Raw genomic sequence first — 14,679 nt, 5'->3', positions numbered from 1 at the left:
GTGCGGTCCGGCTGTCCGGGATCAGACCACCCGGGCGGCACACCCGTTTCGTGGGGGAACCACACATGACACCGACCCGGCGACTGCGTTGGGCCCGTGGACGAGTGACCGCGCTGCTGACCACGGCGCTGCTCGTCCCGCTGATAGCCCCGACTACCGCAGTAGCACAGCCTGCGGCTTTAACCGTCGACTCCTATGTTCTTCCGCCAGGCGCCGTCAGCCCTTCTCTGCAGCACCTGCGGTCCCCGCAGGAAGCGGCGGAGCTGGCCCGCCAGGCCGACCAGTCGGCAGCCGAAGGCATCCGCAGCCCACTGGAGCTCGTGGGTCCCGCGGCCTCGTATGCGCCTCGGGCCGCACAGCCCTCCGCTGTGGCTCCGCCGCAGCGCCCGGCGCTGTCAGCAGCCGCGATCTCCTATCCGGAGCCGGTGCACACCATGACGGCCGAGGAGTGCCGTGCGGGCCTGGGGACCGACAGCAAGTTCTACGTCAAATCCCGCTTTGCCGTCTGCTCCGGCGCAGCGTTCACTCAACGGTGGAGCCGCAACCGGCAGATCGTCGGGGAGAGCCAGTTCGTGGTCCTGGCCGTCGGCACCATCGCCAAGAGCAGCCGCGACATGAAGGTGCAGTACTACTTCACCAACATGCAGCAGACCGGCACCACCGGCACTGGCGCACTGATGATCACACCCAAGATCATCGTGCCGCAGAAGTGGCCGGCCAGCGCCCAGGTCACGCAGGGCGGAAGTATCCCCGGACCCCAGAGCTGGCAGGTGCTCGCCGCGCAGAACCCGGCGACCTTCCTGCACTCCGTCAGTGTCAGCGCCGGACAGGGAACGGGAGCCGACGACCTCGTCTTCGCCGTCTACCAGCCCACCATCGAACTCACACCCCCACCGGGCTGGGAGATGCAGGGAGCCTTGAAGGGCGACCTGTTCTTCCTCGCGCCACGCTGGGACACCGCCACCTACGTCACCCGGGCAGGCGCGGCTGTCTTCAGCTACCTGGCCACCCTGCAGTACAGCTCCAAGGCCAGCGCCCCCGAGAAAGCGGTCGCCGACCACATCAAGACCGCCTACACCAAGCCCGCCACCACCAAGCCCACCAACGCCGCCAAGAAGCTCCCCGGCCAGAGCGCCGACAAGCCGCTGCACCGCCTCTTCCACGACAAGACACGGCGCGAGAAGAACCGCAGCGAGGCCATCCGTAACTGCCGCCAGTACTGGGGCACGAACTACGCCGCCGGCGGCAACGAATGCGACGAATTCCCCTTCGCCGTCACCTACGAAGGCTGCGCCCAGGCACTGCCCGCCTATGAACCGTCCAAGCCGAAGAACAACTACTCGGTCCTGCCGCTGCCCAAGGCTGATAACGGAGCAGCCGGCACCCTGCTGTCCGGGTTCCTGCTGAAGAACCGCCTCGTCGACGGCCAAGACGACGCCTTCATCGTCCAGATCACCTGACACCGCCTGGTGGGCGGGAGGCGCGCACCCGGGTGCCTCCCCGCCCACCCCTGGTCAAGCCGCGGGCCAGAACTGCACCAGATAGCGCTCCACGCCCTTGGGGACCTCCAACTGCGCCAGGCGGCCCACCTCCGCGCGCCCGGAGCAGTGCACCCGCACCTGCCACTGGGTGTCCGTGGCACCAAGCTCCAGGGACTCCTCCATCGGGCCGCCCGCCACGCCCCAGATCCGCAGCTCACCCGACTGGGAGTACAGCGGGGCCTGGCCGCTGGCCTCCCACGGCTCACGGGTGTCGGCCGGTGGCTCGGCATCGAAGATCTCAGCCCTTAGGTGTGCGGTGTGGGTGTGGCCACCGCTTTCGATGTCCAACCGCCCGGGGCGCGCGGTCAAGAAGGGTTCACCGATGCTCTCGCGGCCGTCCGGATACATCTCGGGAACGAACTGGTCCTCGGCCTCCTGCAGGCAGAACCCGTAGAAGTCCACATCGACCTCGACCTCCTGATGCCGTAACAGCACAACCACCATCCCTGCACATCGACAACGGCGTGAGCCAGTCTGCCCGAGGTGCCCACCAGGCCCTGCCTCGCCTCATCGGCGGCAGGCCGCTCAGGACCCGCGACACCCCTAGCTTGCAGCCGCATCCGCGGTGGTGCGGTGTCCACGCTGGGCCGGGGGCCCGGATCAGCCGTACAGGGCGCCATCGGCCCACCAGGGTGCTTCATCAGCCGCACTTTCCGGATCGACCACCCGCAGCGTCCCGTCACTCCTGCCGAGGCCGCTTCCGCCGAGCAGGACGTCGCTCGTTCCTCTCTGGGGTTCACGAACGGCGGCGGCGTGCCGTGTGGCGGACGCGCAGGCCCGGCACGCGTCAGTGAGACGCCAGATGCGGCCGCACGCGCTGCGCGTCAGCAGCAGCGCGATCGGCCCGTCGCAACCCCGGTGCCGTTGATGCCACTGGCAGCCGTGCTCCCCGCACCGGCACGTCCGAAGGTGACCAGGGAGCGGTTCGGAGCGTGCATGCTGCGCCAGATGCCGGACGACCACTGCCTGGGTGGCGACCATTCCGGCAGAGGCTGGGAGCTGGCCGCAGTGCGGGCAGATCAGAGCCGTCCCAGCAGGGCTGGGACGGACCTCGAGTGTCCAGGTGCGCTTCACCGGGTGGGGGAGTGCGCCGTGCCCCATGGAGAGCTGTCCTCCCTGCTGTATGACGAGTGGTTCGGCCGGCGTCCCGAGGCGGGGAGTGCCGGTGGCGGCACACGGTAGTGCAGACCTCTGCCCTTTGCTTGCAGCCTGACGAGGGCAAATAGGGCAGAGGTCTGCACTGACAGGGCAGGGTTCTGCACCGTGCGATAGAGCGGTGACGATCACTCCGCCGCCCGACCCGAATCTCGACGCGCTCCGCCTGGAGCTGTCACGACTGCGGGCCGAACGCGGCTGGACCTACGACGAACTCGCCGCCCGAACCGGCCTGTCACGCCGCACATTGATCGAGATCGAGCAGGGCCGCACGATCGGCACCCTGGCCACCTGGCACGCCCTCGCCCACGCTCTCGGTGCCCCGCTCGACCAGCTCTTCGGCACCCTCTGTGCCAGCCACGAACCTCCCGCGCGGCCTGCTCCCTGACCACTTGGCGAAAGCCTCAGGGGTCCAGTTGCCGGGAAGCGTGACGCCACCCGAAACGGCGATCAGCGGCGAACGCACGCACGAAGAAGCGAACTCCAGCGCGACTGATGCGGCCATGACGGTGACCTGAGCGGCCTCGTCAGCCCAGTTGTAGCGTGTCGGTCGTCATCGTCTGCCGTCATGCGCTCGACGAACAACTCCTTCGCTGAAGACGGCAGCGCCTGGGACGGCAGCCGCAAGAACTACCGGCCCCGCCGGGCGCTGCGTATCGACGCGGATAGCCCCAGCCGGCTGCTGCGGTCCGCACAGGTCGGCCGGTGCGACGCCTGCGGGAACAACGTCGAGTGGTACCAGCGCCCCGGCAGTACCCCGATCCCGCTCCATCCCGACGAGCTGCCCGCCAGCACCGTCCCCGCGGGGGAGCGCTGGCACGTCTCCTCCGGCGCCGCCCACGCCGGCCAGGACGGGAGTGCCTGGTGCCGGGTTCGGCATCACGCCGTGTGCCCGGCCAGCCCGGCGGGCAACCGCAGCCCGCTGCTGGCGGAGACGCACCGGGCACTGGGTCTGACCTCGCGCCGGCTGCAGGACGCCGGCTTGTTCACGCCCCGTCCCGAGAAGGAACCGGCCCCTGCGCCGACCTGCCTGCCTGCGCGGCCGGTGGTGTGCCTGCTCTACACCCGCTACCTCGCCCCCGGGCCTCTCGAGCAGCTTCAGTGCGTGGCCCACACCCGCACCCGCCGCCGCTGCCCTCTGCCGGTCCAAGAACCAGGTGCCCTGCCAGGGACGTGGCGCCTGGAGCCAGCAGATCCGCTCCTTGGCCCCGGCGGTGGCCGCCTGCCGATCGCGCAGGAGCTGATGGCGGTCTACGACCTGACCGGAATGCCGTATGCCGAGCAACTGCGCTGGCACAAGCAGCGCTGCTCCACGCACGCCGACATCGGCGAGGCCGCGGATCATGCGCGGACCGAGTGGGAGCCCTTCGACCGGGTGCGCCACCGCCCATACGTCCGCGACCGGCTTCCCGATCCCTAACCCGCGCTCGGGCAGGAGCCGCCATATCCGCCTGAAGGTACGGCCGTCGTCATCGCGCTGCGGTCCGCGGTGCCGCTCCGGCAGCCTCCTAGAGGTCGAGTCCGTTCTCTGCCTATTTGCGAGGCGCCCATGTCCAAGACCTTGGTCGGTACTCCCGACCCCGATCAGCCCTCACCCGGGCCTGCATTGTGCGATGAGCATGCCGAGCGCATGGTCCTGGTGGTCTTGCTCCAGCACTCGCAGCTGGTCCCGTACCTCATGGCGGTCCTGCGGCCGACGCATTTCAGCAGCCCGGCCTGCCGGGACGTCTTCCGTGCCGCAGCCGCGGTCCACCGCCACAAGGAGCCCTGCACCCCGGCAGTCGTCACCGCCGAGCTCGAGCGTCAGCAGCAAACCGGCGCCGACGACTCCGCAGGCGAGGCGAGGAAGAGCCTGATCCATGACCTTGCTCGTGCCGCAGCCCCGGCGGAGCCGGTGGTGGTGCACTACGCGGCGATCGTTCGGGACCTGGCCGCGCTGCGCCGCCACACGGCCGCTCACTCTGAGGGTTTGTCGTCGATGCCGATGCGCGGCTTCCTCACCGACGACGACACCTGACCAACCTCGCGCGGCTCAACCGCGCTCTCACGGATCGATGAAGCTCAACGTGCTGAAGCCCACTGACGAACAGATTGCGGCCGCTGACGCCTTTGCCACCGGGGATCACCTGGTGATCCAGGCCGGTGCTGGCACCGGCAAGACCACCACCCTCACCCAGCTTGCGACCAGCACCTCCCGCCGGGGCGTGTATGTGGCGTTCAACCGGTCCATCGCCCAGGACGCCGCCACCCGCTTCCCCGGCACGGTGCTGTGCAAGACCGCCCACTCCCTCGCCTACGCCGCTATCGGGCACCGCTACCGTGCCCGCCTCAACGGCCCCCGGCTGCCCGGGAGGCACACCGCCGACGCACTGGGGATCACCAAGCCCATGCGCATCGGCAACTACGTCGTGTGGCCCGCGACGCTGACCTCCACGGCGCAGCGCACCGTCACCCGGTTCTGCCAGTCCGCCGACCCCGTCATCGGCCACCACCACGTGCCCCCACTCCGTGGCCTGGCCGCAAGCCTGCACGCGGAACTCGCCCGCCGCATCCTGCCCTACGCGCGCACGGCCTGGGCCGACCTGCAGCACCCCAACACCGGTGCGGTCCGCTTCGAACACGACCACTACCTGAAGATCTGGGCCCTGTCCGACCCGAAACTCCACACCGACTTCGTTCTCCTGGACGAAGCTCAAGACACCAACCCCGTCCTCGAGCAGGTCCTGCTCAACCAGCGCGGCCACGCCCAGCTGGTCATGGTCGGCGATTCCGCGCAGGCCATCTACGGCTGGCGTGGCGCCAAGGACGTCATGACCGGCTTCGACGGCACCGCCCTGTCGCTGACGCAGTCCTTCCGTTTCGGCCCCATCCTCGCACTGGAAGCCAACCGGTGGCTGGCGATCGCAGGCGCCCCGATCCGCCTGGAAGGCACCGACACGATCCCTACCGAGGTCGGTGCGGTGACGAAGCCGGATGCGGTGCTGTGCCGTAGCAACATCGGAGTCATGGCCCAGATCTTTCGCTTCCTCGCCAAGGGCCGCAGGGTCGCGCTGGTCGGGGGAGGCCAGGCCCTGCGCGCTCTGGCGCTGGCCGCCCGGGACCTGCAGGACGGACGCCGCACTTCCCATCCCGAACTGGTGCTGTTCACCTCCTGGGGCCAGCTGCAGGACTACGCCGAACACGACCCCGCCGGCAGTGACCTACAGCCCCTGGTCGACCTCGTCGACCACCACGGCACCGACGCCGTCCTGGCCGCCGTCAACCGCCTCGTACCCGAGAGCGACGCACAGGTGACGATCTCCACCGCACACAAATCCAAGGGCCGCGAATGGCCCCAGGTCGAGATCGCCGACGACTTCTACCCACCCAAAGACAGCGACGACAAGGACGAGCACGGAAACCCACTGCCCGGCCCGATCGACGACGCCGACGCACGCCTCGCCTACGTCGCCGTCACCCGCGCCCGCCTCGACCTCGGCGGCTTGGAATGGATCAACGAACACCCCGACGGAAACCTCTAGGACTCGTCCGGCCGACCATGTTCGGAGCCAGATGGCGAATGCTGCTGCGATGGCTGTACCGAGAAGGACGTAGCCGCGCTTGCCGTATCCGTTGGCCACGACCCGGGGTTGTCTGAGCCGGCTGATCTCTCGTTCGGTAATGTTGCGCCTTTTGTGCCGCTCTTCGGCGAAGCCTGGCGGGCGTTGCCGCGGGGGCTGTAGCGCTCGCGGTCTTCTCTGGGATGCTGTGCAGGATTCTGCGACGTCGTAGGTACTGCCCGGGCCGCTCCCCAGGGCTGCGGTGGCAACGTGTATAGGTCTTCCTGGGCTGCCCGTAACCCCGCCTGAGAAGCGGGGCGCCACGCTGTCGCGCCGCCGTCGATGGAGCAAGCCGCATGTAGCGCCGTTGTGTTGTGCAGTTGTGCGATCAACTACGGTGCGCGCAGAGCTGATTGGCGGCCGTCGCTTGGCACTTTCCGGCGCCCCCGGAAACCTTCTTGGCGTCCGGCGACAGAACATCCCATCACCGATCATGCGACCTGGGAAAAGTGCGATTTGTCGAGAATATGCTGATTCGTATTTCGCACACCGTGTCGCTATGGTCACGCACAGAGACGCGCGCAGGTCCTCGCAGGGCTACAGACCACGCACGAGGGCCTGCGCGCGCTCCTCAACTACGGCTCTAAGGAGACTCGATGGCTCGACCCCCTCGTCGCCACGGCGCGACACCAGTTACCCGGAAGGCGCCTGGAAAGCAGATTAACAGGGGCGACGAAATTGCTGCTCGCGTTGCCAAAGCGGGCAAGGCAACCCTCGTTCGGTTCCTTGCGGTACCTGTCCTGCTGATCCTGCTGATCTTCGGCAAGGCTCTGGGTGCCCAGACTCTCGCCGAACTGGCCTTGCAGGTGCTGGGCGGTGTACTCGCGGGAGTGCTCACAGGCGCCCTGATCTGCTGCGGAAAGCATAGGCAGCGCTGCTGAACGCGCTCTGGTCCGGTTCGGGTTCAGGCCCGGACCGGACCACCCCGGGGCCCGCCCGCACCGGCGACGAAACGCCAGCGTGCCCCGTCCGAACAACGAAGCACACCGGTCATTCGGGGCCGGTCTACGCGACGTAATTAGCGAAAACGCCCTCTGACCGACAGGAGGAAAAGCCGTGAACTGCTGCGCCTTCTGCCTTTCACCCTTGCCGGCAGTGCCCAGAGTGGGACGCCCCCAAAAGTACTGCTCCACCACATGCCGCCAAGCCGCCCACCGCGCACGTCGCCAAAGCGGCTTGGCACCACAGGCCGAGGCCGTCCCGACTGCATCCCCCCCAGCTGCGAGCCCGTCCAAAGCGTCGACTAACGCTGTACTGCCGCAGCGAACGCCTCCAGGCCGCTTGGAAGGACTCCTCCACGTCGTCATTCAAGACTTCCAGGACGACGCGCGCGTACTGCTTCGCCAGCTGGGGTCCGCAGACCCTGAGTACCTTCTCGACCAGGTGCGGCAGATGCGGACGCGGCTGGAGTGCCTCACAGCCGGTCTCGTCGGCAATGCACGGCTGCGTCAGACCACGTGGAGCCGCGTCGGGCAGGCTCTGGCCATCAGCGAAGACACCGCCCGGCACCGCTACACCGACGACTACATCCTGCGCCGCCTGAACCAGGTTGCCCACCTGCCGTCAGCGCCCACCTCGCTACGCGCCCTCTATCAGGAGCCGCCGCGGCACGGCGTCGAGGAACCAGGCCGAGATGACGAGATTCCGGCAGTGGTCGAAGGCAACAGCGCAGCCTATAACCAGCTTGCCCCGGTCCTCTCCAGACTGGCCCGGGCCTCCCAACTCCCGCTACAGAACCTGGCACGGCAAGCTCGCTGCTCGCCCTCGTACCTCAGTCGCGTTCTGAGCGGACAGAGGGTTCCCTCCTGGGTGATCACCGAGCGTTTCGCAAGAGCCTGCGGCGCCGATCCCGCCGTACTAAGGGAAGTGTGGGAATCCGAGCAGTTGCGGCGGCGGCCGTCACGCGACCCCGCCGACGAAATCGACTCACTAGCTGGCATCAGCACCCGCACTCAAGCGCTTCAGCGGCTGATGGCAGCCCTGCGCACCCTGCACGTGCGAGCCGGACAGCCCTCCGCGCGGCAAATCAGTCGTGCCTCCCAGTGGGCGCTACAACCTTCCCAGGTCACTGCCATCCTGGACGGCGCCGAGACGTGCGACTGGCCTACGCTCCTTCGCTTGCTGGATGTACTGGGCGGATCTCCCACGTACTTCCACCCCCTATGGCTTGCTGCCGCTCAACTGCCGAAGGATCGCGGCAGCTCAGGCTCGGACCACTACGTTCCCGGGGCGTTAAGACGGGCCGAACCAGCTCATGCTGCTCCCACTCCTTAAATGCCGTCAGACTCCCTCGAACTTTGTCATCGAGCGATCTGAGCCCGCTCAGCGATCGGGTGGCACCGGAATGCGATCACGGCCGGTGCGCTCCTGTAGCAAGAAATCCCGGCTTCGCTCTTCGTTCCCCATTTGTCTGGTCCAGCCCACGACCCTGGAGAGGCGGTCCGCGGGGACTCTCCCACGCATCCGTCGTTGAGCATTCCGCCCCAGCTATCAGCCGAGCGGAGACCTGCATGCCCAGGAAGCCCCGACTCACCCTGGATGAACACCTCGAGATGGGCCGTGTTCTTGCCGGCATCCGCGATGAACTCGCTCACCGGGCTGTCCAACTCGACAAGGCGTACCCAAGCCGTGGACCCGATGGTGTACCCCACAAAAAGGTGGGTGCCGCACTGCGGGCGCTGGACGAGGCGCGCAGCGCCCTGGAGATCCTGCTGTCCCACGAGCACCCTGAAGCCGCCGAGACCATCGTCTACTACCCCTACCCTGAGGACCGCAGCGTCGTCGTCACCGCGCCCGATAGGCCCGCATTGTGAATGCGCGCTGGATGTGCTCGGCCCATGCTCGGCATCAGTATCGGACGCCGCCGCACTGCAAGAGCCTGACCGGGACGGGGACGGAAGTTGAGCCGCTCTGTATGCCGCGGCGGGTGCTGCCAGGGCCTCTGGACTCCGTGAGATGGCATCGTCATCAGGGCTGCCGGTCCTGCCGCAGTACGCCACTGCCCGGCCGTCGGCCCGCAGCTGCTTGTCCGTTCCGGGTCCGGCGTGTCGGGGGCCACGCCGGACCGCTGTCGCCCATCGAACAACCGCCCCGGCTACCGTGCAGCCCCACCACAGCCAACCGGGTCAGGCTACGCAGCACGGCGGCGCCGCAGGCCCGCTACCTGCTACTCGGGACCGTGCCAGCGCACCTTCTGCATGACATCTAGCTAGTGCCGTTCTCGCAGTGCACGATCGGGTCGGCACACGGGGCACGGCACTGCGTCTCGCTGGCCGAGGGCGGTCCTGGCCTGCTCGTCGTCAGCGGGCCGGTGGTCCCCGTGGCCCGCCCGGCAGCCGCCGCTGTGCACCAGGTACTGGGCGGCAACCTCGGCCCTGTCGAAGCGGCGCTCGAGGGTCCAGGCCGGGCTTTTACCTACCCGCTCGGTCGGCACGGCGGCGTAGTCCTGGCCGGCGATGGGGGAGCAGTCCGAGGCGGGGGCCCAGAACCGCACGGGGGAGGGCAGGGCCCGCATACGGCCGCGAACGACTGGTGAAGAGGCAGTATTCGTACCCTGCACTATTCGTTGTTCGAAAGGGGGCTTGGTTCGTTCCACGCCAAGATCACTTCCCGTCTTGGCATGCGCAAGACCATTCTCACCAGACACGGCCTGCGTGCCGTGACGGCCGCTGCTCCTCCCGTCCGCGGCCCTGGTCCCGGGCCTCGGGATGCCTGGCAGCTTCCTCCGAGACCGGGATGGAGTGGGCGTACTGCACCGCGAGGTATCCGCGTAGCCTCCCGGAGGTCCGAAGCCCACGCGCCTGCCGGTGCCGCTGCAGATCTGCGCCCCGGGAAGCCCCCGACGGAGCTGAGGTTGAGGAAGTCGCTAACCGTAGGAGTCCTGGCTCGGTTCCGCCAACCCACATTGATCACGGCCTCAAGGTCTTGTTCTACGCCCTGGTCAAGGCCCGCGCCTCTCTTGGGCCCGCGTGGCCAGGCAGCAGCAGGACCTGACCCGCGTCCGCGCCGAACGCGACGATCTGCGCGGCCAAACGCAGCTACTGGCCCGGATGGTTCACGTCCTGGAGATTGAGAACAGCAAGTTCAAGGACACCAACGCGGCGCTCCAGCAGCAGGTGGCCGCCCAGGCCTGCGTCCCCGCCCTCTCCCCCCGGCGCTGGTCCTGACCCTGGCGGCAACGCGGAGCGGCGGCACCCGCCTGGGTAGTGCCGCGCTCGCCGCGCCCGATACGCGGGTCGGCGACGCGGCGGAGGGTGCGGCCGGGGCGGCATCCTCAGGCACTGCCGACGTTCGCCGGGCTGTACACAGACCAGTCGCGCTACTGCATGTGCGAGTGCACTGCTGGAGGCAACGGGCGGATCAGCGTTCGTTCTCGGCTGTCGGGGTGGCCGCATCCTGGTCCTGCGTGGCTGCCCAGCTGGCGAGGAGTTTGAGGGCGTCGGCGGCCGGGGTGTCGGGATCGGCGTTGTAGACGGTGATGGACAGCCCGCCGTCGCCGGGCAGGTCCAGGGACTCGTGGACGAGAGCGATCTCGCCGACCGCGGGGTGCAGGAAGCGTTTGACGCCCCTGGTGTAGGTGTGTACGTCCTGTTCCGCCCACATGGTGCGGAAGGCGTCGCTACGGGTGGACAGCTCGCCGATCAGGGTGCACAGCTCGCGGTCGTAGGGGTTCTTCGCGGTCTCCACTCGAAGGACGCCCACGCCGTTGCGGGCCACGCGTTCCCAATCGAGGTACAGCCGGGGCGCGCGGGGGTCGAGGAAAACGAACCGGCAGAGGTTAGGCTCGTCGTGCTCGAACAGTTCCTGCAGCAGGGCGCGGCCGAGGGGGTTGGCGGCCAGGATGTCCATTCTGTTGTTGCGTATGTAGGCGGGCTGGTCATGCAGGCCTTCGATGATGCGCAGCACGCTCGGGCGTACGGTCTGCTTCCTCGCGGGCTCGCGGCGGGTGCGTGCCGGCCCGGTGTCGGCCGCACGGGCCAGGGTGTACAGATGGTCGCGTTCGGTGTCGTCGAGGCGCAGGGCATTGCACAGGGCGTCCAGGACGCTGTCGGAGACGCCGCTGAGGTTGCCGCGTTCCAGGCGGGTGTAGTACTCCACGCTCACTCCGGCGAGCGTGGCGACCTCGCCGCGGCGCAGGCCCGGCACGCGGCGTTTGCCGTAGGACGTCAAGCCCGCCTCTTCGGGCGTGATCCGGTCGCGGCGCGCTTTGAGGAATGCGCTGACTTCGGCTTGTTTGTCCATGATTCCAGCCTAGGGCGGTGGTGATTGTGGTGAGAGTCCCTGCCAGTACCCCTCTGGGTGAGAGAGCGCGGTCAGTGCCCCGCACCTGGCGGCCTCGTCGCGTTGTCGCAGGTGGGAAGCGGCGCGCTGGGGTCGTTGTCAGTCCACGAACTCGATGAACCGGTATATGACGCCGTTGGGGTCGATGATCTGGAAGTAGCGCTCGGGCAGGATCGCCAGCGTCTGGATGGGGTCGCCGATGGCGACCTGGTCCTTCAGCCGTGCCCAGTGCTCGTCGACGCCGGTGACGAGGAAGCCCACCTGTATCTGGCGGAACTCCGCGGGCTGCGCGCCTTCGGCAAGCGGGCTGAAGATGAGCCGCAGCCCGTGGTCCTCGTGTTCCAGGACGGTGAAGTCGTCGGTGGCGGCAGTGACCTGGAAGTCGAGGTACTGGTGGGCGAAGTCGCGTGAGGCGGCCATGTCGGGAACGTTGAGGACGAGGGCCGGTGAGGCAAGGTTCATGCTGGTTTCCTTCTGCCAGAGGGTGCGGCGTGCACGCCGGTGGGCTGCTTCCCGGAGGCGGTGGGGAAGCGCTGTCAAGGTGCCGGGGCCGGGCGGGCAGCTGGCGCGTTGTCGCGACGGGGCCCGGCTCGGCCGGGGTCAGCGGGTGGCGTCCGCAGTCCCGGGGTGAGGGGCGGGTACGGCGGCGCTGCCGGTTTCCCTGAGGCGGTTGCGGGTGAGTGCCCACACGAGGAGGCCGAGCAGGACTGCGGCAAGGGCGGCGGTCATGACGGCCGCCCAGCCGCCGGATGCCCATAGGGGGCCGGCGGCGGCCGACCCGATCGCGCCGCCCAGGAAGTTGCAGACGACCAAGGCGGTGTTGAGGCGGCTGCGGGCTGAGCCGGGCAGGGCGAACAGCCGGGTCTGGCCGAGCACGCTGATGGACTGTGCGGCGAGGTCGAAGACGATCACCACGGCGATCAGGGCAATGATCGATGTGCCGGCGGCCCAGCCGGCCGCTAGAGCGAGGGCGAGCACGGCCAGGGCGATGCCGGTGGCGGGCACGGACCAGCCGCGGTCGTGCAGGGCGCCGGCGCGGCGCGCGCCGAGGGCTCCGGCCAATCCGGCCAGGGCCACCAGCCCGATCTGGGTGGATGAGTAGGAGAACGGCTCGGCGGTCAGCAGGTAGGTCAGGGACGTCCAGAACAGGGAGAACACCGCGAAGCTGGTGGCGTTGACGGCCAGTGTCGCGGGCACGGCCCGGTAGCGGGCCACGGTGGTGAAAACCGAGCCGAGAAGCCGCAGGTAGGGGACGCGTTCGCGGGCCTGCAACGGCGGGATGGCCTTGCGCAGGATGGCGGCGAAGACGAACGTTGCCGCGGCAGCGATCACGAAGATCGCCCGCCAGCCGAGCAGGTCAGCGACGAGTCCGCTGATGGTTCGCGAGAGCAGGACGCCGATGAGGATGCCGGAGGCAACGGTGCCCACGATGCGGCCGCGGTGCTCGGGGTCGGCGAGTTCGCTGGCCAGCGGAGTGAGCATCTGCGCACCCACCGTGGTCAGCCCAACACCAGCGAGCAGGGCCAGGAGCATGGGGAAGGTCGGGGCTAGCGCGGCGCCCAGGAGTGCCGCGGCGGACATGGCCAGGACGAGGGGGATCAGCCGTCGCCGGTCGAGGACGTCTCCCAGGGGCACGAGGAGAAAGATGCCCAGGGCGTAGCCGACCTGGGTGACGGTGACCAGCGTCGCAGCGCTCGACGAGGAGACGTCCAGTGCGGCGGCGATGATCTCGATCAGGGGCTGGGCCCAGTAGAGGTTGCCGACGGCGAGGCCGCCAGCGATGGCGAAGATGAGGGTGCGGGCCGGAGTCATCCGGCCCTCGGGCGCGGAGGGCACGAGGGGTCCTTTCACCGGGCGGCAGCCCACACCGGTGTCCAGGGAAGGGCGAGGGGGCCGGGCCGCTGCGTGACGAGACAGCGCTCAGACCGGAGCCCCGCGCCTCGGAGGCAGAGCGCGGGGCCCCGGGCCGCTACTTGCGGACGATGGCAACGTTGAAATCGAACGTCTCCAGAGCGGCCGAGACCGTGAAGAGCATCGTCGAGTACATCTCGCTCGCCCGGGCGCCGCGGATGCCGCCCAGGTCCAGGATTGCGTCGGCGGGCCAGCCGATCTCGCGCAGCAGGGCGGTGACGGTCGCCTTGGCGTCGGCGTCGTCGCCTGCGACGAACACGTTGTGCCGACCGGGGATACGGCCCGGGTCGACCATGACGTCGGCGAGCATGGTGTTCAGGGACTTCACCACGCGGGCCTGGGGGAAGGCCCGCTGGATCTGCTCGCCCAGGCTGTCGGTGTTCGCCACCGCCAGCAGCGGCGGCATGCCCTGCGACATGTCCAGGGCGAGCGCGACGTCCAGCAGCACCTTGCCCGCGAGGTTCGCGGCCCCGGTCGCTTCCAGGGCGGCCAGGGACGCGATGCCCTGGGTGGCATTGACGACGACCTCGCCGTGCGCACCCGCGTCGGCGAACGACACCAGCCGCACCGCCGGGTGGGTCTGCTGCCACTGCGTGAAGGGCACATTGTCCAGCCAGTCGGGTTCGGTGCGCGCGAGAGTCTCCTCGACGTCGCGCGTGCCGATCACCACGTCGTGGCCGAGCGTGCTCAGCCGGTCTGCCAGCGCCCGGCCGACCATGCCGGTGCCCAGTACTGCGATCTTCATGACGTTTCCTTCAAGTCGGTGCATTCAGCCCCGGCGGCGCGCGGCGAAGCCGGGAGGCGACGGCTGAGACGGTGGTCCAACTGCCCCTGCGGCGACCAGGAGAGCCGGACGCGGAGGGCTGCTGGGAAGCGAGCGTGTGGTCCGCTCCTGCCGACCATGGAACGCGAGGCCGCGGGGAAGGTGGGAGTCCCCGCTGTGAGGGGTACCGGCAGGAACCCCCACGCACGGCGGCCGGTGTCGTGACCAGCCCTCACCCGACGGTTCGGCACCTGTCCGGGAGCTTTCCGGGGACCGCTGGGGGAGTCTGGCAGGACCCCTCACAGCGGGGACTCCCACACCCCCGGTCCTGTGCCGTTACCTGGTCACTAACCCGTTGTGCAGAGCCCGGACGGCGCACACGCGACAAGCGGAGCCCTGCCGCCCGCGCCCCTCGGGCGTCAGCCCCCCG

15 protein-coding genes are annotated in these 14,679 nt (G+C 68.9%); 9 read left to right on the top strand and 6 right to left on the bottom strand.

Going from position 1 to position 14,679, the window contains the following annotated elements:
* Window positions 1-104 precede the first annotated feature (104 nt).
* On the top strand, window positions 105-1,460 hold the full coding sequence (locus tag AC1VWI_RS44725; protein WP_499517109.1) for a NucA/NucB deoxyribonuclease domain-containing protein: 1,356 nt from the start codon (window positions 105-107) through the stop codon (window positions 1,458-1,460).
* A gap of 54 nt (window positions 1,461-1,514) precedes the next feature.
* On the opposite strand, the gene AC1VWI_RS44720 is transcribed toward AC1VWI_RS44725, so the two are convergent.
* On the bottom strand, window positions 1,515-1,976 hold the full coding sequence (locus AC1VWI_RS44720) for a hypothetical protein (RefSeq protein WP_499517108.1): 462 nt from the start codon (window positions 1,974-1,976) through the stop codon (window positions 1,515-1,517).
* Between the two features lie 841 nt (window positions 1,977-2,817).
* On the opposite strand from AC1VWI_RS44720, the gene AC1VWI_RS44715 reads away from it, so the two are divergent.
* The 7 genes from AC1VWI_RS44715 to AC1VWI_RS44685 all read left to right on the top strand — a co-directional run bounded on the left by AC1VWI_RS44715 (window position 2,818) and on the right by AC1VWI_RS44685 (window position 9,108).
* Window positions 2,818-3,084: a helix-turn-helix transcriptional regulator gene (locus AC1VWI_RS44715; RefSeq protein WP_499517107.1), complete on the top strand. Its 267-nt coding sequence runs from the start codon at window positions 2,818-2,820 to the stop codon at window positions 3,082-3,084.
* Window positions 3,085-3,264: 180 nt separating this feature from the next.
* Window positions 3,265-4,116 carry a DUF6083 domain-containing protein gene (locus AC1VWI_RS44710; RefSeq protein ID WP_499517106.1) on the top strand — a complete coding sequence of 284 codons (852 nt, stop codon included), beginning with the start codon at window positions 3,265-3,267 and terminating at the stop codon, window positions 4,114-4,116.
* A 129-nt stretch (window positions 4,117-4,245) separates the two neighbouring features.
* Entirely contained in the window at window positions 4,246-4,713 is a 468-nt protein-coding gene (locus AC1VWI_RS44705) for a DnaB-like helicase N-terminal domain-containing protein (RefSeq protein ID WP_499517105.1), read from the top strand.
* A 52-nt stretch (window positions 4,714-4,765) separates the two neighbouring features.
* Complete coding sequence (locus tag AC1VWI_RS44700; RefSeq protein ID WP_499517153.1) at window positions 4,766-6,217, top strand: UvrD-helicase domain-containing protein; 1,452 nt, start codon at window positions 4,766-4,768, stop codon at window positions 6,215-6,217.
* 674 nt (window positions 6,218-6,891) lie between these two features.
* Window positions 6,892-7,176, top strand: a complete 285-nt coding sequence (locus tag AC1VWI_RS44695) for a hypothetical protein (RefSeq protein WP_499517104.1) — start codon at window positions 6,892-6,894, stop codon at window positions 7,174-7,176.
* Between the two features lie 400 nt (window positions 7,177-7,576).
* Window positions 7,577-8,569, top strand: a complete 993-nt coding sequence (locus AC1VWI_RS44690) for a helix-turn-helix domain-containing protein (protein WP_499517103.1) — start codon at window positions 7,577-7,579, stop codon at window positions 8,567-8,569.
* Between the two features lie 383 nt (window positions 8,570-8,952).
* Window positions 8,953-9,108: a hypothetical protein gene (locus AC1VWI_RS44685; RefSeq protein WP_499517102.1), complete on the top strand. Its 156-nt coding sequence runs from the start codon at window positions 8,953-8,955 to the stop codon at window positions 9,106-9,108.
* 395 nt (window positions 9,109-9,503) lie between these two features.
* Here the strand turns inward: AC1VWI_RS44685 and AC1VWI_RS44680 are convergent, their stop codons facing one another.
* The gene (locus AC1VWI_RS44680; protein WP_499517152.1) at window positions 9,504-9,809 is read right to left on the bottom strand and encodes a DUF6233 domain-containing protein; all 306 of its coding nucleotides are present in this window, start codon (window positions 9,807-9,809) and stop codon (window positions 9,504-9,506) included.
* 454 nt (window positions 9,810-10,263) lie between these two features.
* On the opposite strand from AC1VWI_RS44680, the gene AC1VWI_RS44675 reads away from it, so the two are divergent.
* Complete coding sequence (locus tag AC1VWI_RS44675) at window positions 10,264-10,461, top strand: hypothetical protein (RefSeq protein ID WP_499517101.1); 198 nt, start codon at window positions 10,264-10,266, stop codon at window positions 10,459-10,461.
* Window positions 10,462-10,654: 193 nt separating this feature from the next.
* Here the strand turns inward: AC1VWI_RS44675 and AC1VWI_RS44670 are convergent, their stop codons facing one another.
* The 4 genes from AC1VWI_RS44670 to AC1VWI_RS44655 form a co-directional block, all read right to left on the bottom strand.
* Window positions 10,655-11,536, bottom strand: a complete 882-nt coding sequence (locus AC1VWI_RS44670) for a helix-turn-helix transcriptional regulator (RefSeq protein ID WP_499517100.1) — start codon at window positions 11,534-11,536, stop codon at window positions 10,655-10,657.
* 138 nt (window positions 11,537-11,674) lie between these two features.
* Complete coding sequence (locus AC1VWI_RS44665) at window positions 11,675-12,037, bottom strand: VOC family protein (protein ID WP_499517099.1); 363 nt, start codon at window positions 12,035-12,037, stop codon at window positions 11,675-11,677.
* A gap of 138 nt (window positions 12,038-12,175) precedes the next feature.
* A complete protein-coding gene (locus tag AC1VWI_RS44660) occupies window positions 12,176-13,411 on the bottom strand; it encodes an MFS transporter (RefSeq protein WP_499517098.1) in 1,236 nt (411 codons plus the stop codon).
* A 133-nt stretch (window positions 13,412-13,544) separates the two neighbouring features.
* A complete protein-coding gene (locus AC1VWI_RS44655) occupies window positions 13,545-14,231 on the bottom strand; it encodes an NADPH-dependent F420 reductase (protein ID WP_499517097.1) in 687 nt (228 codons plus the stop codon).
* Between the last annotated feature and the right edge of the window lie 448 nt (window positions 14,232-14,679).

Source organism: Streptomyces sp. TOM-9 (assembly GCF_056858595.1).
Note: the sequence above shows the minus strand (reverse complement) of the source record. Positions and strands in the feature narration are given on the sequence as shown.